At 71.9% G+C, this 1,106-nt stretch carries 1 protein-coding gene; it reads left to right on the top strand.

Annotation, left to right across the window (positions count from 1 at the left end; genetic code table 11):
• Positions 1-36 precede the first annotated feature (36 nt).
• Positions 37-1,106, top strand: a 1,070-nt coding sequence (locus ACIRST_RS42425) for a condensation domain-containing protein (protein ID WP_402810153.1), incomplete at its 3' end; no start/stop codon positions are given.

Raw genomic sequence — 1,106 nt, 5'->3', positions numbered from 1 at the left:
ACCCGGCTGGTGAGTCGGATCCGGTCGGTTCTGGACGTGGAACTCGCCGTTCGGCAGGTCTTCGAGGCCTCCACCGTCGCCGAACTCGCCACCGCGATCGACGAGTCGGCCGTCGGCCGTCTCCCGCTGCAGGCCGTCGTCGAGCGCCCCGATCGTCTGCCGCTCTCGCTGGCGCAGCAGCGACTCTGGTTCCTGCACCAGTTCGAAGGCCCGAGCGCCACCTACAACGTTCCCGTGGCCCTGCGTCTGTCCGGTTCCCTGGACGTCGAGGCGCTTCGCCGGGGGCTGGCCGACGTCGTCGCGCGTCACGAGAGCCTGCGGACCGTCTTCGCCGAGGACGCCGACGGCCCGTACCAGATCGTCCTCGATGCCGCGCGCGCTGCCGAGGCCGGACTCCGGGAGGTCGCGGTCGCCGCCGACGACCTCGAAGAGGAGCTGAAGCACGCGACCAGGACGCCGTTCGACCTGACCCGTGATCTGCCGTTGCGGGCCTGGCTGTTCGAGCTGGGCGCCGAGGAGCACGTGCTGCTGGCGGTCGTCCACCACATCGCCGGCGACGCCTGGTCGATGGGGCCGCTGGCCCGGGACCTGGCCGCGGCCTATGCCGCACGCGCCGCCGGAGAGGCCCCGGCCTGGCAGGAACTGCCGGTCCAGTACGCCGACTACGGTCTGTGGCAGCGTGAGCTGCTCGGCTCCGAGGCCGATCAGGGCAGCGAGGTGTCGCGTCAACTGGCGTACTGGAAGCGGACCCTGGACGGCCTGCCCGAAGAACTGGCTCTGCCGTTCGACCGGCCGCGGCCGTCCACCGCCTCCTACCGGGGCGACCGGGTGACCTTCGCGTTCCCCGAAGGCCTGCACGACGGCCTGACCCGGGTGGCGCGTGAGCACCGGGCGAGTGTGTTCATGGTGCTGCAGGCGGCGCTGGCCGCGCTGCTGAGCCGGCTGGGGGCGGGGGAGGATATCCCGCTGGGTACGCCGATCGCGGGTCGGACCGACGACGCGCTGGACGATCTGGTCGGGTTCTTCGTCAACACGCTGGTGCTGCGGACGGACGTGTCGGGCGATCCGACGTTCGCGGAGCTGATCGAGCGGGTGCGGGCGGCCGA

Origin of the sequence: Kitasatospora sp. NPDC101447 (genome assembly GCF_044767225.1) — a bacterium.
In the GTDB taxonomy this organism is placed as follows: Bacteria; Actinomycetota; Actinomycetes; order Streptomycetales; family Streptomycetaceae; genus Kitasatospora.
Note: the sequence above shows the minus strand (reverse complement) of the source record. Positions and strands in the feature narration are given on the sequence as shown.